Source organism: Vicingus serpentipes, from assembly GCF_007993035.1.
GTDB classification, from domain to species: Bacteria; Bacteroidota; Bacteroidia; order Flavobacteriales_E; family Vicingaceae; genus Vicingus; species Vicingus serpentipes.
The window spans coordinates 85,753-105,609 of the sequence record NZ_VOOS01000003.1 but is presented as its reverse complement, the minus strand read 5'-3'; the positions used below and the strand labels follow the sequence as shown (position 1 = coordinate 105,609).

Here is a 19,857-nt window from a genome sequence, read left to right as displayed (position 1 = left end):
ATTTTTGCTCCCCCTCTTGGGCTCGAACCAAGGACCCTCTGATTAACAGTCAGATGCTCTAACCAACTGAGCTAAGGAGGAATGATATAAATATCAAATCGGCTGCAATATTAATAGAAAGTTTTATATTATACAACTATATTTGTAAAAAAAAATTCAATAAATAATTAATTAAAGACGGAATGAGTAAAAAGTATAATGTATATGGAATTGGTAATGCGCTAGTTGATATTGTTACAGAAGTTGAAGATCAATTCTTAACAGATCATAATATAGAAAAAGGACTAATGACTTTAGTAGATGAAGAACATCAAACAAGAGTTTCTAATGCGATAAATTTAAACAACAGCAACAAACAATGTGGTGGTTCAGCTGCCAATACAATCATCGCTGTAAGTCAATTCGGAGGATCTAGCTACTACTCATGCAAAGTGGCTAATGATGAATTAGGAAATTTTTATAAAAAAGACTTGAAAGATAATGGTGTAGATTCTAACATTCATGCTGAAGAATTAGAAGCTGGAATAACTGGAAAATGCTTAGTAATGACTACTAATGACGCATCAAGAACTATGAATACATTTTTAGGTATTACATCTAACTACTCTATAAGTGAAATAAACGAAGCTGCTCTAAAGGATTCTCAATATTTATACATAGAAGGATACTTAGTTACCTCTGAAAATGGACAAGAAGCTATGAAGCATGCAAAGAAATTAGCTGAGCAAAACGGAGTTCAAACTGCCCTTACTTTCTCTGACCCTTCGATGGTTAAATATTTTAAAGAGCCAATGGAATCAGTAATTGGAGCTAGTGTTGATTTATTATTCTGTAATGAAGAAGAAGCTATGCTTTATACCGGGAAAGATAATCTTCCAGAAGCTAGAGAGGAATTAAAGAAATCCGCAAAAAGATTTGTAATTACCCTAGGAAAAAATGGTGCAATGATATTTGATGGCGATACATTTATTGATATCGAACCATATAATGTTCAGGCTATTGATACTAATGGCGCTGGAGATTTGTTTGCTGGAGCATTTCTTTATGGGATTACAAACGGTAAAAGCTTTGCTGACTCTGGAAAACTTGCTTCCTTAGCATCATCTAAAGTTGTAACTCAATTTGGACCTAGATTAGAATGGCATCAAGCTAAAGATATTTTAACTAAGCTACATCAAGTATAAAAATAAGACAGAACAAAAAAAGAAGGCTAATACATTTGTATTAGCCTTCTTTTTTTGTGTGAAATTTGAATATTATTTATACATACTCTCTATTGCCTCAATCAATCCATCTACATTATGAGTCTCTGCCGTTTTATCTACCTCTAACCTCATTTTCTGAGCTGCAGCAGTAGTTGACGGCCCAATTGTAACTATATGCTGAGCGCCAAGTTTAATTTTATATTTTCTTAGTAGCAGAACAAAGTTTTCAACTGTAGAAGCGCTTGTAAAAGTAATTACATTAATGTTTTGAGCTAAAACTTCTTCAATTTGCTCTTGAGTATAGTCAACAGGCACATTATTATACGTTGATAGTTCAGTAACAAGGACACCTCTCTTTTTTAATGTTTCAACAATTGCAGTTCCTGCAATTTTAGACCGAGGTATAAATACTTTTTCACCTTTGTTCAGTGGAATTTCTTTTACCAATTTTTTAGCTGTTGCTGCTGAAGGGATAAAACTAACTTTTAATCCCAATTTTTCTATCTCTTGTTTTGTTGAAGTACCAACAACCGCAATCTTAGTAGTAACATCCTCTGGCTTTACAACATTAAAAAAGAATTGAACAGCAATAGAACTTGTAAAAATTATCCAATCAAAAGCTGTAGCTTCATAGGTTGATTTTACTTCTTTCTTATTTATAGCCTCAACACTTATTAACGGGAACAAAATTGGCTCAGCACCAAGTTCAATTAATTTATTAGAAAAATCATCGGCTTGTCCAATTGGTCTTGGCACAAGCACTTTTACTCTTTTTAGTGGCAACATATCTATTTTGGAAATCTAATTTACATGAAGTATTTTAAGCTTCAATCTTTTGGTTCTTTTTAATATCTATCTCTTCTTTTAATTGAAAAGCCAAAGTTCTTGCTAATTCTTTTCTATCCTCAACTTTACCACTAATAGTATTTGATGCAAAATAGACACCATCTTCAGAAGCAAAAACACCATGAATAGATATTTCTTCTTCTTCAATGGATGCATAAGCAGCTATAGGTAAATTACAACCTCCTCCAAGCGCTATAAGAAAAGCTCTTTCAGCATCAGCAGCTTGTTTTGTTGGTTCATGTCTTAGTTTTTTTACTAACTCATAAACATATCCCTCTCTATCTACTAACTCTATACCTAAAATACCTTGCCCTACCGCTGGTAACATTGTCGATATTTCAAAAATTTCAGTTGCAATATCTATCATATTCATTTTTTGCAAACCAGTTGCAGCTAATATAATAGCATCATATTCGCCAGTTTCCATTTGATGAATTCGGCTATCTACATTTCCTTGAATAAATTTATATTCTAAATCTGGGCGAATCTGTTTTAATTGAGCAGATCTTCTCAAACTTCCTGTACCGATTACTGAACCAGCAGGCAATTCAACAAACTTTTGACCACTTTTAGAAATTAAAACATCTCTAACATCTTTTCTTTTTGTTACAGGAATAACCCTCAATCCATTTACTCCTTCGGTAGGAATATCTTTATAACTATGAACGGCGATATCAATTTCCCCCGCCAACATCGATCGTTGCAAAGCAGAAGTGAAAGCTCCCACAACACTAATATCTCCATCATCGCCGCTTGTACGTATTATTTTAGTTTCAAATTCATAATCAGGCTGTAATTCTTTTAATTGCTCAACTACCCAGTTGGTTTGAGTCAAAGCCAATTTACTACCCCTCGTTCCTACTATAATTTTCTTTTTAGGAACAAAAACATCAACATCCTCAACGTCTAAAATTTGTTTTGCTGTGTTTATAGGATTATCTTGTGCATGTAGGTTTTGAGCTATATTTTTAATCCCATCAATAGTTGGATTTGAAATTTTACGCAACAATCGGTGTGTAAAACGCATCAATACTTCTTTTTGATGCTCGTCCACTTCTCCTAATTTAGGAAGCAACCATTTCATTTCCTCATCTCTAATATCCTCTAAGTTTTTCCAATATGCTTCAATTACTGGCGCTACTTTTCTGTTCTTTAACCAAATTATAAACCAATCTACTTCTGTATTTACAATTTTTCTGGCTTCAGGAATTTCATCATATCTTTTCAATAACCCTTCATAAGTTATTTTCTTAATATCATCTAAATCAAATAAGGCAATATTATCATGATTCTTTAATTCAGGATTAAAGTTTCTAGGAACTCCAAAATCTATAAAAAGTTTTTTATCGCCTGTCTCCAAAGCAAACTTTGCTCTAGGACATTTGCTTTCTGCCATTGTTTCTTCATGGAGCAAATTTATCTCACCTTGAGTCCCTCCAACAATTACATTAGCTTCAGACAATGCTTTATGCATATTTTGCATATCAACTGGCTCTCCATTCCATTCGCTTGCCATTTCTTGAGCTCTCTCCTGATCATGGCTAGCAACGTAAAGCTTTTTAATATTTGTTCGATCTAAAACTGTGGCCATTAAATTTGCCATATTTCCAGTTCCAATAACCAAAAATGTTGCATTTGCAATGTCAATACCGTGATGCGCTATCAATTCAAATCCAACAGTAGCTAACGAAGCCGAAAACTTACCTATATTGGTTTCTAGCCTTACTCTTTTACCGGTATGAACTGCTTGTCGAATCAACTCATCTAAAACCGGACCTATAGATTTCTCTTCTCTCCCTAAATCTAACGCATCCTTTATCTGTCCACTTATTTGGTGTTCTCCTACTGCCTGAGATTCTAAACCAGAAGCTGTAGAGAATAAATTCTTTATTGCAATTTCACTATCTGGAAGAATGGATAAGTATTGTCTATAATTTCCAAATTGATCAAAATATTTTAAAATTTCAGTATGACTTGTACCATAAGCATAGATAGATAATCGATTACAAGTAGAAATAATAAAAACCTCCTTGTAGCTTTTTTTTAAAGCTTGTATCGCAGTTCTTGTTTGATCCTTATTTAAAGCTAATCTTTCTCTAACAGAAATTGGGGCAAACCTATGGCTTAATTCTACTCCTACTATTTTATCCATACTTCTTTTAAAACGAGCACAAATTTATTAAAAAATAACTGTTATTTCTGATTAAAAACAAGTAAAATAAGGCGACAAGTAAAGACATCACTAATAAAGATAATCATACTAAAAAAGGACTTTCAATGAAAGTCCTTTTTTAGTATCCCTTAACTATATTTTTTAATTACTTCTTAATAATCAATTTATAAACGTCATCAAGACTATCCTCATTACTAAAGTTCACATCTAAATCAATTACATTACCTTCTCGAATATTATATACCCATCCGTGAACATGTAATACCTGATTATTTTTCCATGCTTTTTGAACTATCGATGTTTTCGCTAAATCATAAACTTGTTCTACAACATTTAATTCAACAAAACGATCAAACCTTTTAGATTCATCTTCTATACTATTTAATTCCTTATGATGAAAGCGATAAACATCTTTTATATGTCTAATCCAATTGTCAATTAATCCAATATTTTGGTTACCCATAGCAGCTTGAATTCCTCCACAACCATAATGTCCACAAACAATTACATGCCTAACCTTTAAAACATTTACTGCATAATCCAACACACTTAACATATTCATATCAGAATGCACTACCATGTTTGCTATATTTCGATGAACAAATACCTCTCCAGGTTTTGCTCCAATTAATTCATTTGCTGGCACACGACTATCAGCACAACCAATCCATAAAACTGGCGGCTGTTGCCCATCAGCTAAATCTAAAAAATAATTTTCATCCTCTGCTAATTTTTCTGCAACCCATTTTCTATTATTTTCAATAAGTTGCTTGTAAAACGATTTTTCCATAACTTTTGTTTTTAATTTCAAGATCTATTTATCTTGACTAATTTAATATTATTACTTTTCTGTGTAAGTCCAATAAATCTAAAGACGAAAACACTATTAGATAATATTGGAGATAATATTTGTTTAGATAGCTATTAATAAATTTAATTTATTTCTGGAATGTTAATTAACTCCAGTGTAATACTCTTCTGTTTGGCTGTATAGTTTTTAAAATCATTAATGATTTCTACAACATCATAATTAATTGATTCTGATTTTGCTCCATCTAAAATAACTTTTGAATCTTTAGGCAAACCTTCTAACATCATTAAAATAGAAGCCTTGTTTAAGAAAGTTACATCTTCCGATAAATAAATATGTATTTTATCTCCCTCTTTAGTTGAGTATGGCGTTCTAAAATTTCGCCTCAAAATATAAAAGACAGCAACTACTAACCCAACGCCTATACCTTTGAGTAAGTCCGTAAATAAAATCGCCAAAATTGTAGTTAAAAATGGCATAAACTGTTCCCAACCTAACTTATATACCTGCTTATAAAGAGACACTTTAGTAAGTTTGTAACCTATGAATAATAATATAGCTGCTAAACTTGATAAAGGTATTTTATTTAAGAGTTCAGGTAATAGCAAGGCACAAATCAACAAAAGTAAACCATGAAAAATCGCTGACACTTTTGTCTTTCCTCCTGAATTAATGTTAGCAGAACTTCTTACAATAACTTGCGTTAATGGCAAACCACCTATAAAACCACTTATCATATTACCAGTTCCTTGAGCCAACAATTCCCTATTAGTCGGCGTAACTCGTTTTAAAGGGTCCAGTTTATCGGTTGCTTCTACACAAAGCAAAGTCTCTAGAGAAGCTACAATTGCGATAGTTAAAGCAATAATATAAGTATTGTAATCACCTAAGGCCTTAAAATCAGGAAAAGTAAATAGACCACCTATTTCTGATAATGTTGTAGCTACAGGTAAAGCAACTAAATGCTCTCCATTTAATACCCATGACTCATTTATTCCCATAAAAAATTGATTTAAAATAATACCTAGGACAACAACAATTAAAGCTCCTGGTACAAATTTAAAAAGGGAAATTTTCTTAATAGCTTTTGTCTCGAATACAATTAGTAGTAAAAGAGAAATTAAACTAATAATAATAGCTCCAGTACTCGGAAACTGGAAAGCATAAAAAATCTCACTAAAAGTGTTATGCCCATCAACTTGTAAAAAAGCAGAATCTCCCATTGCATCCTTATCGAATCCGAGTGCATGAGGTATTTGTTTTAAAATAAGAATTAAACCAATGGCTGCCAACATACCTTTAATAACACTAGAAGGGAAATAAAACCCAATAATACCTGCTTTTAATAAACCCAAAATAATTTGAATAATTCCTGACAACACAACCGCCATCAAAAAAGCTTCAAAAGTTCCTAATGTTTCTATAGAAGTTAAAACAATTGCTGTAAGTCCTGCAGCTGGACCACTTACACCTAAAGGGGAACCACTTACAAAACCAACTATAATCCCTCCGACTATACCCGAAATAACACCACTAAATAATAGAGATGGGTCGCCAGTCGAAGCTAAAGCAATACCCAAACATAATGGTAAGGCAACTAAAAATACGACTAGACCTGCAGGTAAGTCATATTTAAATTTTTTAAAATCAAATCCGTTTTTCATTTTATATTTTTAGTTAGAGATAAGCTACAGCATAATAATTTAAGGCTGTAACTCAAATTTTAAATGATGATAAATAAATTATCAATATGACAAATTAAACACTAACTACATCCAAAGGAGGCTGGATTTGAACATCTAGAAATACAAGAAGTGGTTTTTTATTAAAAATTGTTTTATCCGATGGTGTAACGAAAAAAACATGAAAAAGCAGAAAATTATCCACTACAATAATATGTTCTTCTTCCTCGCCTTCTTCTTCAGAACCATCTTGACTAGGGGACTTTTCTCCTAATGGTTCTTGTTTCTCTTCAGATTCAACAAGATCAATTGAAGCTATGTAACCCAAAATATTACAGCAACTTACAATCACAATTGGAGAAAGTAATAATATAGATAATAATATTGGTAAAAAAACAGCTCTCATTAATTCAAAAATATACTTTTTATTCTTTTATAAAAAGTATTTATAGATTATATATAAATTATTTATATATAAAATAATCAAACTTAATTTGCAAAAATTTCACTACCATCAACCATTTTTCTATTAAATTATATTAATCATTTTAGAAAATGATTTTCAAAAAAAACAATCTCAATTATTTTAATATAAAAAACAAATTCCACCCTGAATTTCCTATAATTATATCTCGTTAAAAATTTCATACTTATTTCATTAATCACACTAAAACAGAACGTTAACCCCTTATTAAAAGCACGCAGTATTGCTTCTTTTTCGTTATCTACTAAAAATTAGTAATTAAGAAATCATTGTTAATAAAAACAAGGCAATTTAGCTCAAACACCTATCGTTATAAACTAACTTGGTTGTTGAAAAATATAGTAGATGAATCGTATTAAAAATTCGATGAAACTAAACTATACTTGTACAAGTGATTTTAACAAGAATTACTCATTATTATTAACCGATCAAAACCCCTTTCAGAAATGGAGAAAACATTAAATCAAACAAGTGAGTCAGCTCAAAAAACGAATGAGATTTTATCAGTAGAAAACTCAAAAAATGATGAAACAGTGATAAAAACATATTCTTTTGATGAAGCTTTAATCGAAGCCACAAAATATTTTAAAGGTGACGAATTAGCTGCAAATGTTTGGATTAATAAATATGCTTTAAAAGATTCTGAAGGAAATATTTACGAAAGTAACCCTGACCAAATGCACAGACGTTTGGCAAAAGAAATTGCTCGAGTAGAATTAAAATATGATAACTCATACACAGAAGAAGAAATCTATGATGTAATCAAAGATTTTAAATATATCGTTCCTCAAGGTGGTCCTATGACAGGAATTGGTAATGATTACCAAATAGGTTCTTTATCAAACTGTTTTGTTATTGGAAATGATGGAAATTCAGACTCTTATGGAGGGGTAATGAAGGTTGATGAAGAACAAGTTCAATTGATGAAAAGAAGAGGTGGAGTTGGACACGATTTATCTCACATCCGACCAAAAGGAAGCCCAGTAAAAAATAGCGCACTAACTTCTACAGGAGTTGTTCCATTCATGGAAAGATACTCAAACTCAACTAGAGAAGTTGCTCAAGATGGAAGAAGAGGAGCATTAATGCTTTCTGTTTCAGTAAAACATCCAGATGCTGAGCATTTTATTGATGCAAAAATGGACGGAACTAAAGTAACTGGCGCTAATGTTTCTGTAAAAATTGATCACGATTTTATGCGTGCTGTAAAATCAAATTCTGAGTACAAACAACAATACCCTATTAATTCTGACAACCCAAAATATACTAGCTCAGTAAATGCTAAAACACTTTGGGATAAAATTATTCATAACGCATGGAAATCAGCTGAACCAGGAATCTTATTCTGGGACACAATCATTGATGAATCTATTCCTGATTGTTACGCTGATTTAGGGTTTAGAACAGTTTCTACTAACCCTTGTGGTGAAATTCCATTATGTCCTTATGATAGCTGTCGTTTATTAGCTGTAAACCTATATAGCTATGTAGAAAATCCTTTTACTGAAGGAGCTACTTTTAACTACGAAAAATTCAACAAACATGTTGGGATGGCTCAACGTATTATGGATGATATAGTTGACTTGGAAATGGAAAAAGTTAACAGAATTATTGAAAAAATTGAATCTGATCCTGAAAGTTTAGAAATTAAACAAACAGAATTAAATCTTTGGCAAAAAATAAAAACTAAAGCTATACAAGGAAGAAGAACTGGAGTTGGAATTACTGCTGAAGGTGATATGTTAGCAGCTTTAGGTTATAAATATGGAACTCCAGAAGCAACATCTTTCTCTACAGACATACACAAAAACTTAGCTTTAGCTGCATACCGTTCTTCGGTAGATATGGCTAGAGACAGAGGAGCTTTTCCTATTTATGATGCAATTAGAGAAGAGAAAAACCCAATGATAAACCGTATTAAAGATGCTGATCCAGCTCTTTACAACGATATGGTAAAATACGGAAGAAGAAATATTGCTTTATTAACTATTGCTCCAACGGGAACTACTAGTTTAATGACACAAACTTCTTCAGGAATTGAACCTGTCTTTATGGTTTCTTATAAAAGAAGAAAAAAAGTAAATCCAAACGATAAAAACTCTAGAGTTGATTTTGTAGATGAAGTTGGTGATTCATGGGAAGAATATCATGTGTTCCACCACAAATTTAACACTTGGTTAGAGGTTAATGGCTATGACACAACCGAAGTTGCAGCTATGAACGAAGAAGATTTAGCAAAAGTAATTGCTAAATCTCCTTATCACGGAGCTACTGCAAACGATGTGGATTGGGTTGAAAAAGTAAGATTACAAGGTGCTGTTCAAAAATGGATTGACCATTCAATTAGTGTAACAGTTAATGTGCCTAACGAATGTCCTGAAGAATTAGTAAGTGAAATATACCTTACTGGATGGGAAGAAGGTTGTAAAGGAATTACTGTATATAGAGATGGTTCAAGAAGTGGTGTTTTAATTTCTAATGAAGAAAAGAAAGAAGATGAAATCATCAATAAATTTTTAGAAACAAATGCTCCAAAACGTCCTGATAAATTAGAAGCTGAAATTATCCAATTTAATAACGAAAGTGAAAAATGGATTGCTGTTGTTGGCTTATTAGACGGAAGACCTTATGAAGTATTTACTGGTGCTGCCAAAGAATCATTTTCAATATTATCACAAGTACAAAATGGCTGGGTAATTAAGAGTAAATCTGAAGACGGAAAAACTCGTTACGATTTCCAATATGAAGATAGCCATGGTTATAAAACTACAATCGAAGGTTTATCTAGAACGTTTAACGAAGAGTACTGGAATTATGCTAAATTAATTTCTGGAGTTCTACGTCACGGAATGCCATTAAACTTTGTGGTAGATATGGTTGACGATTTACACTTAAATGACGAAACATTAAACACATGGAAAAAAGGTGTGGTTAGAGCTTTAAAGAAATTTATTCCTGACGGAACTAAACCAGCTGAAAATGTATGCCCTAGCTGTAAAGAACCATCTTTAGTTTATGAGGAAGGATGTTTAAATTGTAAAAGTTGTGGTCACTCTAAATGTGGGTAATCAACTAAATATACTGAGTAAAAAAAGCCTTGCTAATTTAGTAAGGCTTTTTTATTACAAGGAAGCCATGTTAGGAATAGTAACTGAAGGTGATTTATAACTAGCAGGACCTTCAATTTCACCATTAAAAAAAACTGTATTGTTTTTTGAAGATAATTTAATGTGATATTGATGTGCTTGAAATTTTTTAGTTTTTTCTTGTTGAATCTCACCAATATAACTATCGAAATAGTAAACTAATAATTTTTGATTTCCGATTTCTGAAGGTACTTCATTTAAAATCTGCCCTTTTTCAAAAACAACTAACTCTTGTTTTGCATCTTGATTAACCCACAATATTTTTATGGCTTCTTTCTTTATTGATGAATTCACATCTAACGTTAAAGAATTGCCATAAACTAAATATTGTAAATAAGAAATTGGATTGTCACCTTTATTTAAACTAGGATGCAAAACAAAAATTCCTGCAACTACTGAAATGGTTAATATGTTTTTTAAGATACTCATGTTATCAGATTTCAAATGTAACACGATTTACTATGCTAAATGGTTGGTTTGATATTAATTTTTCTTTAAGAAAATATACTTTAGCCCAATATTGAATTCAACCGAAAAATTTCTAGATGAATTCATTAGCTCATTTGATTGATTAGAAGTATTTAAAAGACCTTGATAAAATCTAACTCCAGGTGTAACAACTAATTCTTTTGTAATATATCTATCCTGCTCAATTCCTAATACAATTCCTATATCTATATTAGAATATTGACTCTTCATATCAACTATATTTCCATCAATATTATTTTCTGCAGCTGTTAAAAACCCTGCATATAAGCCTCCAATATAATTTGTAGAGTATTTTTTATTATCAAATGTAGACTTATTATTCATTTTTTTAGCCAATAAGCTAACAGTAGAATATTGAAGGTTAACTTCTTGAATTAAACTATTACTAGATGATGAATATTCATGCTTATTACCACTTGTTGATAATACATTTACATTTGCTTCTAAATTAAATTTATCAGAAACTATCAACCCAACAGTTGCCCCAAAACTTCCTCCAAAATCCATCAATTGCTTTTTAGTAAAATTAGAGAATGCTTCATTTTGCTTACTACTAGCAAACAATGTTTGATATTTCACACCTCCATTAACTCCAAAATATAGTCGACGAGCATACATTCCAAAAACAAAATGAGAAGAGAATCTTTTCGAATTAAATATTATTTTGTTTTGATCTTTTTTTACCAAAAACTCTTTTGAGGTTATTCTTTTCGTTTCTAAATTAACAGGAGCTTTAGTGTTATAAATTAAAGGAAGTATAGAATAATCCCCCCCTAATTCTCCTACTTTTAAAGACTGTATCTTTTCCACTTTTGTTGCCATAGATGCAACTAGCATTTCATTATTGTTGTTTGAACGTTTTGCTTTTGGCTCTCCTTTTCTAGTAACAATAGTTGTTAATTTAGGCGCTACTGAAAAGCTTGCTTTACTAAACACCTTTTCATCAATAACAGAAGAAGATTGTTTTGCGTTTAAATTATTTTTAGCTTTTTCAAATCCGATAGTATTATTTTTAGTTGTACCATTTTCTCCTAATATTGATTCAGAAACAATAAATTTATTATTGCTTTCCTCACCTCCTATATTTGTATAAGTATAATAACCTCCTATAAATAAAAGTAAAAGCGCAGCAGATTTAAAAGCCGTATTTCTCCACCAAATCATTCTGTCATATTGATTTAATGAAACCAACAACTTATCCCAAACACTTGTTACATCTAATTTTGTAGACAACTTACTCCAAACTTCTTTATCAGGTGCAGTCTGAAATTTTTCCAATTCTTGCACATACCATTCTCCAACATTTTCATCAGTCAATATCGCATCATTATCCAATTGGCTGGAAATTGACTCCCACCCATCAGCATCAGGATTCGCTTCAAAATTTGAAAGTTCACCCTTATACCAATCCTCTATGTTTCCATCCTTACTCACCTATCGTAATATTTATTTACTAATTCTTTAAGAACACTTTTCGCTTTAGAAAGTTGTGATTTAGAAGTTCCTGCACTAATATTTAAGATGTCAGCAATTTCTCGATGTTTATAACCTTCAACCACGTATAGATTAAAAACTGTTCGAGCTCCAATAGGAAGCATATTTATAATTTGAGATAAATCAGCTGTCTTAAAACTTTCAGACACATCATCATAAGAACCTCCTAAATATTCCGATTCTTGAAAATCAACATTAGTAATTCGGTTTGTTTTTCTGAAATGATCAATAGCTGTATTAACAATAATTCTTCTTACCCATGCAAACAAGCTCCAATCTTCATTGTATTGATGAAATTTTTTAAACACTTTAAAAAATCCATCATGTAAAATATCTTGAGCTAAATCTCTATCTCGAGTATATGTTAAACAAACTCCAAACATTTTAGACGCAAACATATTATACAAAGCCTCTTGATGCTTTCTACTGCCTTCTCTACAACCTTTTATTATTTCGTCTAATTCCAATGTTTGTATTCAGATTATCAGGATATTACGAAAGTAATACGAATATATTATCAAAAAGGTTGTTTCTATATTTAAGTTATTCCACAAAAGCTAAAAAACTGTTAATATATTTTTAAAAAAATCAGAAAGTTAGGCGAAGAAATATAGCGTTCTTTCTAACTTTGCATTTCTTAAAACTTTAAGCTTAAAAGTCGAAAAATGATCGTATTCTTTAAAACCAATTCAAACAAAATTATTGCTGTTCAATTTAATGGTGTAATGAACGAAAGTGATTTACCAAAATTAAACTGGTTGTTGAATGGAGAAAAAATTGATAGTGAAAGCATTAATGGATTTTATGTAGGTCCAAGAGCTGCAATGGTTTCACCGTGGAGCACAAATGCTGTTGAAATTACTCAAAACATGAGCATCAACAACATCATTAGAATTGAAGAATATAAAATTGAACTTTCAAAAAATGCAGCTTACGACCCTATGCTCGAAGCAATGTTTACTGAATTAAACCAAGAATTGTTTACAATAAATGTAAAACCAGAAGCTGTTCAATATATTGATGACATAGCTGCATACAACCAACAAGAAGGATTAGCTTTAAATGATGAGGAAGTAAAATACTTACAAGACGTTTCAACCAGAGTTGGAAGAAAATTAACAGATAGTGAAGTTTTTGGATTTTCTCAAGTGAATTCAGAACATTGTCGTCACAAAATCTTTAATGGAACATTTGTTATCGATGGCAAAGAAAAACCGTCTTCTCTGTTTAATTTAATTAGAAAAACTTCTAATCAAAATCCAAATACAATTGTTTCAGCTTACAAAGACAATGTAAGTTTTGTAAGAGGACCACGCGCAATGCAATTTGCTCCAAAAACACAAAATAAAGCAGACTTTTTTGAAACAACAGATATAGATACCGTTCTTTCATTAAAAGCAGAAACACATAACTTCCCTACAACCGTAGAACCATTTAATGGTGCTGCAACTGGTTCTGGTGGAGAGATTAGAGATAGAATGGCTGGTGGTCAAGGCTCTGTACCAATGGCAGGAACAGCAGTATACATGACTGCTTACCCAAGACTAGGAAATGAAAGAAGCTGGGAAAACAATATGGAAGAGCGTGATTGGCTTTATCAATCTCCAATTGACATTTTAATTAAGGCTTCAAATGGAGCTTCTGACTTTGGAAATAAATTCGGCCAACCATTGATTAATGGTTCAGTATTTACATTTGAACATACTGAAGATGGTAAAAAATACGGTTTTGACAAAGTAATTATGCAAGCCGGTGGTATTGGATATGGAAAACACCAAGACGCTTTAAAACATACTCCTGAAATAGGCGATAAAATTGTTATTTTAGGTGGAGACAACTACAGAATTGGTATGGGAGGAAGTGCTGTATCTTCTGTAGCAACTGGAGAATTTAGCAATTCTATTGAGTTAAACGCCATTCAACGTTCTAACCCTGAAATGCAGAAAAGAGCTTCAAATGCTATTCGTGCTTTTGTAGAATCTACCAAAAACCCTATTGTTTCTATTCATGATCATGGTGCTGGTGGACATTTAAATTGTTTATCAGAACTAGTTGAAGAAACTGGAGGGACAATTGATTTGAGAAAATTACCGGTTGGTGACCCTACCCTTTCTGCAAAAGAAATTATTGGAAATGAATCTCAAGAACGAATGGGACTAGTTATTAAGTCTGAAGACATTCCATTATTAGAAGAGATATGCAAAAGAGAACGTTCTCCTATGTATGTTGTAGGTGAAGTTAATGGAAACCATCAATTTACATTTGAAGACAAGCTAACCAATGAACCTCCTATCGATTTAAAGATAGAGGATATGTTTGGAAAACCTCCTAAAACAATAATTACTGATAAAACTGTTGATATGAAATATCAGCCAGTTAATTATGATACCAACAAAATTACTACTTATATAGAGCAAGTATTACAATTAGAAGCTGTTGCTTGTAAAGATTGGTTGACAAACAAAGTTGACCGATCGGTAACTGGAAAAGTAGCTAAGCAACAAAATGCAGGAGAATTACAATTGCCATTAAACAATCTAGGTGTTGTTGCGCTTGATTTTAAAGGAAAACACGGGATAGCAACTGCACTTGGTCATGCTCCTGCTGCTGCTTTAATAAATCCTATTAATGGTAGTAAGCTTGCAATATCAGAAGCATTATTAAACATCATTTGGGCACCTTTTACTGATGGATTAAAATCTATTTCTCTTTCGGCAAACTGGATGTGGCCATGTAAAAACGAAGGTGAAGATGCGAGACTTTATGAAGCTGTTGAAGCTGTAAGTGATTTTGCGTGCGATTTAGGTATAAATATCCCAACAGGTAAAGATTCTTTATCGATGGTTCAAAAATACAAAGACGATAAAGTTTATGCACCTGGAACAGTAATTATTACAGCATCTGGAGAAGTTAGCGACATCACAAAAGTTGTTGAACCTGTGTTAGTAAATGATGAAAATAGCTCATTAATTTTAGTAGATTTTTCTAAAGATGCTTTCGAATTGGGAGGTTCTTCATTTGCACAAGTTGTAAATAGATTAGGTGAAAGCACACCAAATATTAGCGATAATAAATATTTTGCGAATACATTTGATGCCGTTCAAACATTAATAAAAAAGGATTTAGTATTAGCTGGTCATGATGTTTCTGCAGGCGGATTAATTACTACTTTATTAGAAATGAATTTTGCAAACACAAAAGGTGGGTTAGATATTAACTTCTCATCTTTTGATGAACAAGATTTAGTAAAAATATTGTTTAGCGAAATCCCTTCAGTTGTACTTCAAGTTAAAAATGAAAATGCAGCAGTGTCTGAGTTAGGAAAAAAAGGTATTCATGCTCATATTTTAGGAAAACCAACAGCCAACAGAACATTAGACATTAAACATCATGGTGCAAAATTAAGTTTTGACATAGATAAGATGAGAAACCTTTGGTTTAAAACATCTTATTTATTAGACCAAAAACAAACTAAACCAGAATTGGCAAAACAACGTTTTGAAACATTTAGTCAAAATGCAATTGACTTTAAATTTACTGAAGAATTTAAAGGTAAATTAGCTGATTATGGATTAGAGCACGGAAGAAAAAACACAACAGGAATTAAAGCTGCAATAATCCGTGAAAAAGGAGTAAATGGCGATAGAGAAATGGCTTACTCATTATTCTTGGCTGGTTTTGATGTGAAAGACATTCACATGACAGATTTAATTGCAGGTAAAGAAGATTTAAGTGATGTAAACATGATTGTTTTTGTTGGCGGATTCTCCAATTCAGACGTATTAGGTTCAGCAAAAGGATGGGCTGGAGCATTTTTATATAACCCTAAAGCAAAAGAAGCTTTAGATAATTTTTATGCAAGACCTGACACTTTAAGTTTAGGTGTTTGTAATGGATGTCAATTAATGATGGAGCTAGGTTTAATTGAATCGAATGGAAAAACACAACCAATGGCGCATAACCAAAGTGGGAAATTTGAATCTACTTATTTAACTGTTGAAGTTCCTCAAAATAATTCTGTAATGTTAAAAACATTAGCAGGAAGTAAATTAGGAATATGGGTTGCTCACGGCGAGGGTCGTTTCTTATTTGATGGGACTGAAAGTGATTATAATATTATTATGAATTACGCCAACAGCTCTTACCCTGCTAATCCAAATGGTTCTGAATTTAACACTGCAGGTATTTGCTCTAACGATGGACGCCATTTAGCGATGATGCCACACTTAGAAAGAACAATTTTTCCATGGCAAACAGGTTTTTATGAAAGCTCTAGAAAAGAAGATGATGTTACACCTTGGTTCGAAGCTTTTGTGAATGCAAAAAAATGGGTTGAGGAAAAATCATAAGATTTATTGCTAAGTAATTAAAAAATATTATTTTTGCAGTCCTTTTGCAGGCGTGGTGGAATTGGTAGACACGCTAGACTTAGGATCTAGTGCCGCGAGGTGTGAGAGTTCGAGTCTCTCCGCCTGTACAAAAGAAAGAGGTGCGAGGTATATACCTTGCACCTTTTTAAATTAAAAACAATTTTAGATTTAAAATAGTCCAAACAAAAAAATTACAAATGAATATTACCCAAGAAAAAATTGACGACTTAAATGCAGTAATTAAAGTTAATGTAACTGAAGCTGACTATAAAGATAAAGTTGATGTAGTATTAAAAGATTACAGAAAAAAAGCATCTATCCCAGGATTTAGAAAAGGACATGTACCAATGGGCATGGTTAAAAAAATGATGGGAACGAATGCAATGGTTGATGAAATCAATAAAATTCTTTCTGAAGAACTGCAAAAATACTTAACAACTGAAAAATTAGATGTTCTTGGTAATCCTCTTCCAAAATTAGAAGATCAAGCAAGTATTGATTGGGAAAATCAAAAAGATTTTGAATTTAGATATGATGTTGGTTTAGCTCCATCTTTTGATATTTCGGTAGGAGACAAATTTAAATTTGACTTCTATAAAATTAAAGTTGATAAAAAAGATATTGACAAGCAAGTAAGTGATATTGCAAAACGTTACGGAAAAATGAGTAACCCTGATGTTGCAGAAGCTACTGATATGCTTTACGGAAAATTTGAAGAATTAGATGGAGATAATTTAAAAGAAGAAGGTATTTCAAATTCTTCAATAATTGTTATTGAGTCTGTTACAGACAAAAAATTACAAAAAGAATTAATTGGCTCTAAATCTGGCGATATTGTGGAATTAGATCCTAAAAAAATATCTGAACACGAAGGAGATCAAGCTACTGCTTTAGGTATTACACCAGCAGAATTGAAATCACTAAAATCTAAATTTAGATTTACAGTCGAAAAAATAAACAGAGTTGAACCAGCAGATATTAATCAAGAATTATTTGATAAAGTTTTTGGACCAAATGCTGTTAAATCTGAAGATGAATTTAGAGCTAAAATTGAAGAGCAAGTTTCAATGAGTTTAGTTACTGAAAGCGACAGAAAACTTAAAGCAGATATTCAAACAGAATTTTTAGATAAATTAAAATTATCGTTACCAGATAGTTTCTTAAAAAGATGGATTCAAGCATCAAATGAAAAGCCTGTAACACCAGAGCAAATTGAAGAAGAATACGACCAATATTCTAAAGGTTTAAAATGGCAATTAATTGAAAACAAATTAATTGAGAAAAACGAAGTTAAAGTTTCTCACGAAGAAGTTGTTGAACATACAAAAGGATTATTAGCTCAACAAATGGCAAGCATGGGAATGCCAACGAATAACGATGAAGAACTAACAGAAACTGCAAATCGCGTATTACAAAACCAAGAGGAAGCAAAAAATATTTATATGATGATGTACGACCAAAAAATGATGGATGTATATAAAACGACTTTCAAAATAAAAGAGAAAGAAGTATCATACGATGAGTTTGTAAAAATTGTTAGCAAATAATATTTGATAACTGATAAAAAAAGCCTCAACAATGTTGAGGCTTTTTTGTTTCGACAATTTATTTTTAAAGCATGATAACTCCAACTAATTTCTGGCTACTTATTTCTGCCGATATTATTTTAGCCATTTTAATAGCTAAACATCAGCAACGAAACGGTTATAAATTTATAAATACATTTATTGGTAGCTTGATTGGTTTAGTAGGGCTTACTATGCTTTTAATTAAAATGTATAGTGAGTTTTAATTATAAAAAAAGACCCTAGAAATGAATCTAAGGCCTTTTGTTGTACCCGAGGCCGGAGTCGAACCGGCACTCCAGAGGAACACGAGTTTGAGTCGTGCGCGTCTACCAATTCCGCCACTCGGGCATAATAAGAACGCGAAAGTAAACATCAATTTTTAATCTTTAAAATATTATTTAAATAATTAATGATTTTACCTATTTAATTATTGATTAATTGCTTTTTGTAATATACTCTAAAAAAATTATCTTCGCATTTTTAAAGCATAAAACTAAAACATGAAATTTAACAAGGGAATTTCAATGATTATAATCATTGGGTTAACTTCTTTTTCGTTACTAGGGCAATCATTAAACACCCTTAGTAATGAAGAATTAGAAGTTAAGAAAAAAGAAGCTGTTGCTTCTGAAAATTTCGATTTAGCCAATCAAATAAAAGCAGAACAAAACGCTAGAAAATCGATTGATGATAAGCTAATTGAAAAAAATGAAGAATTAAAAACAACCATAGCGAATGAAGACTTTGAAAAAGCTGAACAACTCAAGAAAGAAATTGCTCTATTAGAAGAAGATAAAGCAAAATTAATTGAGCTTGAAGAAGATAGAAAAATTGCAATTTTCGAAGAAAGATATACTGATGTAATTGATTTTGAACGAAAAATTTCAAATTTAAAAGCTGGAATAAGAGATGAAGAAGTAGCCATCAATAATAATACTCAAAACCTTGACGAAGTAACTAAACAGCTTCTTCAAATGCCCCCTGCTGATTTTGCTAAAAGCCACAGAGAAAAGCAAAAAGAAATGTTGTTAGCAAAAAATGAATCCCACAAACAAGATTTAATCAACAAACCCTACAACACTAAAATTGTAGGCTCGTTTCACTTTGGTTTTAAGAGAATAAAACCAGATGTATCCGTAACATCTCCTTATTATGATGAAAGTGAAATGATTTTAAATTACCATTTATCAAACTCAAGATGGTGGATTAATAAATATATAGCTGGAGGTACATTTTTCGATTTTGCTTTTGGAGATTACTTTTCTTACAACCTAGGAGGGCAAATGACAGCATATGGAGATTTTGATTCTTTTTTTGTTCCCTACGCAAGTTTAGGTTTAGGTTTCGGTTATAGAGAAGAAAATTATGACATAAAAACTTCAAAATCAACCCAAGAAGAGGGCAACTACATCCCCTTTATATTCCGATTAGGAGCCAATGTCTTTTTCAACAAACAAAGAAGTTTAGGAATAAAAACTGAGTTTGCATACTACACAAACAATGTGCATATACCTCGTTTTAATATTGGCCTAGTTTGGACAAGAATGAAAAGAAAAGATAATACATGGATTCAAAATAAAAAATAAAAA

General features: G+C 31.7%; 14 protein-coding genes and 3 tRNA genes. 7 read left to right on the top strand and 10 right to left on the bottom strand.

The window, feature by feature from the left end; genetic code table 11:
- Nucleotides 1–7 precede the first annotated feature (7 nt).
- Nucleotides 8–81, bottom strand: a tRNA-Asn gene (locus tag FRY74_RS06935).
- A gap of 101 nt (nucleotides 82–182) precedes the next feature.
- On the opposite strand from FRY74_RS06935, the gene FRY74_RS06930 reads away from it, so the two are divergent.
- A complete protein-coding gene (locus tag FRY74_RS06930; protein WP_147099934.1) occupies nucleotides 183–1,184 on the top strand; it encodes an adenosine kinase in 1,002 nt (333 codons plus the stop codon).
- 72 nt (nucleotides 1,185–1,256) lie between these two features.
- On the opposite strand, the gene FRY74_RS06925 is transcribed toward FRY74_RS06930, so the two are convergent.
- From FRY74_RS06925 to FRY74_RS06905, 5 genes are all read right to left on the bottom strand, one after another.
- Nucleotides 1,257–1,991 (bottom strand): uroporphyrinogen-III synthase, encoded by a 735-nt coding sequence (locus FRY74_RS06925; RefSeq protein WP_147099932.1) that lies wholly within the window; start codon nucleotides 1,989–1,991, stop codon nucleotides 1,257–1,259.
- Nucleotides 1,992–2,025: 34 nt separating this feature from the next.
- A complete protein-coding gene (hemC, locus tag FRY74_RS06920) occupies nucleotides 2,026–4,203 on the bottom strand; it encodes a hydroxymethylbilane synthase (RefSeq protein WP_147099930.1) in 2,178 nt (725 codons plus the stop codon).
- Nucleotides 4,204–4,369: 166 nt separating this feature from the next.
- Nucleotides 4,370–5,014: a carbonate dehydratase gene (can, locus tag FRY74_RS06915; protein WP_147099928.1), complete on the bottom strand. Its 645-nt coding sequence runs from the start codon at nucleotides 5,012–5,014 to the stop codon at nucleotides 4,370–4,372.
- Between the two features lie 143 nt (nucleotides 5,015–5,157).
- The gene (locus FRY74_RS06910; RefSeq protein ID WP_147099926.1) at nucleotides 5,158–6,699 is read right to left on the bottom strand and encodes a SulP family inorganic anion transporter; all 1,542 of its coding nucleotides are present in this window, start codon (nucleotides 6,697–6,699) and stop codon (nucleotides 5,158–5,160) included.
- Nucleotides 6,700–6,793: 94 nt separating this feature from the next.
- On the bottom strand, nucleotides 6,794–7,123 hold the full coding sequence (locus FRY74_RS06905) for a hypothetical protein (RefSeq protein WP_147099924.1): 330 nt from the start codon (nucleotides 7,121–7,123) through the stop codon (nucleotides 6,794–6,796).
- 524 nt (nucleotides 7,124–7,647) lie between these two features.
- On the opposite strand from FRY74_RS06905, the gene FRY74_RS06900 reads away from it, so the two are divergent.
- The gene (locus FRY74_RS06900) at nucleotides 7,648–10,269 is read left to right on the top strand and encodes an adenosylcobalamin-dependent ribonucleoside-diphosphate reductase (protein ID WP_147099921.1); all 2,622 of its coding nucleotides are present in this window, start codon (nucleotides 7,648–7,650) and stop codon (nucleotides 10,267–10,269) included.
- Nucleotides 10,270–10,323: 54 nt separating this feature from the next.
- On the opposite strand, the gene FRY74_RS06895 is transcribed toward FRY74_RS06900, so the two are convergent.
- From FRY74_RS06895 to FRY74_RS06885, 3 genes are read right to left on the bottom strand one after another with little or no spacing between them, the layout of a single operon-like run.
- Entirely contained in the window at nucleotides 10,324–10,776 is a 453-nt protein-coding gene (locus FRY74_RS06895) for a hypothetical protein (protein WP_147099919.1), read from the bottom strand.
- Between the two features lie 54 nt (nucleotides 10,777–10,830).
- Entirely contained in the window at nucleotides 10,831–12,270 is a 1,440-nt protein-coding gene (locus FRY74_RS06890) for a porin family protein (protein WP_147099918.1), read from the bottom strand.
- Nucleotides 12,267–12,797: an RNA polymerase sigma factor gene (locus FRY74_RS06885; RefSeq protein ID WP_223265843.1), complete on the bottom strand. Its 531-nt coding sequence runs from the start codon at nucleotides 12,795–12,797 to the stop codon at nucleotides 12,267–12,269. Before FRY74_RS06885 ends, FRY74_RS06890 begins: the two co-directional genes overlap by 4 nt.
- 198 nt (nucleotides 12,798–12,995) lie before the next feature.
- Between FRY74_RS06885 and purL the strand changes: the two genes are divergently transcribed.
- The 4 genes from purL to FRY74_RS12880 all read left to right on the top strand — a co-directional run bounded on the left by purL (nucleotide 12,996) and on the right by FRY74_RS12880 (nucleotide 18,492).
- Entirely contained in the window at nucleotides 12,996–16,679 is a 3,684-nt protein-coding gene (gene purL / locus FRY74_RS06880) for a phosphoribosylformylglycinamidine synthase (protein WP_147099916.1), read from the top strand.
- A 46-nt stretch (nucleotides 16,680–16,725) separates the two neighbouring features.
- Nucleotides 16,726–16,807 (top strand) — tRNA-Leu (locus FRY74_RS06875).
- A gap of 90 nt (nucleotides 16,808–16,897) precedes the next feature.
- The gene (gene tig / locus FRY74_RS06870) at nucleotides 16,898–18,247 is read left to right on the top strand and encodes a trigger factor (RefSeq protein ID WP_147099914.1); all 1,350 of its coding nucleotides are present in this window, start codon (nucleotides 16,898–16,900) and stop codon (nucleotides 18,245–18,247) included.
- A gap of 71 nt (nucleotides 18,248–18,318) precedes the next feature.
- Complete coding sequence (locus FRY74_RS12880; RefSeq protein WP_170227973.1) at nucleotides 18,319–18,492, top strand: hypothetical protein; 174 nt, start codon at nucleotides 18,319–18,321, stop codon at nucleotides 18,490–18,492.
- Between the two features lie 43 nt (nucleotides 18,493–18,535).
- On the opposite strand, the gene FRY74_RS06865 is transcribed toward FRY74_RS12880, so the two are convergent.
- Nucleotides 18,536–18,616 (bottom strand) — tRNA-Leu (locus FRY74_RS06865).
- A 152-nt stretch (nucleotides 18,617–18,768) separates the two neighbouring features.
- On the opposite strand from FRY74_RS06865, the gene FRY74_RS06860 reads away from it, so the two are divergent.
- Nucleotides 18,769–19,854 carry a hypothetical protein gene (locus FRY74_RS06860; RefSeq protein WP_147099912.1) on the top strand — a complete coding sequence of 362 codons (1,086 nt, stop codon included), beginning with the start codon at nucleotides 18,769–18,771 and terminating at the stop codon, nucleotides 19,852–19,854.
- The last annotated feature ends 3 nt before the right edge of the window (nucleotides 19,855–19,857 follow it).

What these genes read in the sequence shown, in the direction of transcription:
- can (WP_147099928.1), bottom strand. Translation starts at nt 5,014, where the DNA reads ATGGAAAAATCGTTTTACAAGCAACTTATTGAAAATAATAGAAAATGG.
- FRY74_RS06900 (WP_147099921.1), top strand. Translation starts at nt 7,648, where the DNA reads ATGGAGAAAACATTAAATCAAACAAGTGAGTCAGCTCAAAAAACGAAT.
- hemC (WP_147099930.1), bottom strand. Translation starts at nt 4,203, where the DNA reads ATGGATAAAATAGTAGGAGTAGAATTAAGCCATAGGTTTGCCCCAATT.
- FRY74_RS06905 (WP_147099924.1), bottom strand. Translation starts at nt 7,123, where the DNA reads ATGAGAGCTGTTTTTTTACCAATATTATTATCTATATTATTACTTTCT.
- FRY74_RS12880 (WP_170227973.1), top strand. Translation starts at nt 18,319, where the DNA reads ATGATAACTCCAACTAATTTCTGGCTACTTATTTCTGCCGATATTATT.
- FRY74_RS06910 (WP_147099926.1), bottom strand. Translation starts at nt 6,699, where the DNA reads ATGAAAAACGGATTTGATTTTAAAAAATTTAAATATGACTTACCTGCA.
- FRY74_RS06925 (WP_147099932.1), bottom strand. Translation starts at nt 1,991, where the DNA reads ATGTTGCCACTAAAAAGAGTAAAAGTGCTTGTGCCAAGACCAATTGGA.
- FRY74_RS06895 (WP_147099919.1), bottom strand. Translation starts at nt 10,776, where the DNA reads ATGAGTATCTTAAAAAACATATTAACCATTTCAGTAGTTGCAGGAATT.
- FRY74_RS06860 (WP_147099912.1), top strand. Translation starts at nt 18,769, where the DNA reads ATGAAATTTAACAAGGGAATTTCAATGATTATAATCATTGGGTTAACT.
- purL (WP_147099916.1), top strand. Translation starts at nt 12,996, where the DNA reads ATGATCGTATTCTTTAAAACCAATTCAAACAAAATTATTGCTGTTCAA.
- FRY74_RS06930 (WP_147099934.1), top strand. Translation starts at nt 183, where the DNA reads ATGAGTAAAAAGTATAATGTATATGGAATTGGTAATGCGCTAGTTGAT.
- tig (WP_147099914.1), top strand. Translation starts at nt 16,898, where the DNA reads ATGAATATTACCCAAGAAAAAATTGACGACTTAAATGCAGTAATTAAA.